The sequence below is a fragment of the Halomonas sp. SIMBA_159 genome (assembly GCF_046536035.1).
In the GTDB taxonomy this organism is placed as follows: Bacteria; Pseudomonadota; Gammaproteobacteria; order Pseudomonadales; family Halomonadaceae; genus Vreelandella; species Vreelandella venusta_A.
The window spans coordinates 1-313 of the sequence record NZ_JAWJBT010000271.1 but is presented as its reverse complement, the minus strand read 5'-3'; the positions used below and the strand labels follow the sequence as shown (position 1 = coordinate 313).

The 313-nt window shown below is 52.1% G+C and carries 1 pseudogene; it reads left to right on the top strand.

From position 1 onward, the window contains the following. Positions 1-284, top strand: a pseudogene (locus R0J87_RS19270) (oligosaccharide biosynthesis protein Alg14); the annotation flags it as partial. Positions 285-313 lie beyond the last annotated feature (29 nt).

The window sequence follows — 313 nt, the reverse complement described above, 5'->3', positions numbered from 1 at the left end:
GTGGTATAAAAGCGCTACTCTCGGCACTGCGGCAATCCTATGGGGTGCTGAAAGCCGCCAAACCAGTTGTGGTGATATCCACTGGCGCGGTACCTCGCTTATTGCGGTGGTTTCTCGCCAAGGCGACGGGTAAGAAAGCCATTTGGGTGGATAGCATGGCCAACTATCAGCAGCTCTCATTTTCCGGCAAGATTGCTCGCTTCTTTTGTGATCTTTGCCTCACCCAATGGGAGCACTTAGCCGCGAACGACAAGCATCTCAGCTATTGGGGGAAAGTCCTATGATCTTTATTACCGTAGGAACTCAGCTACCC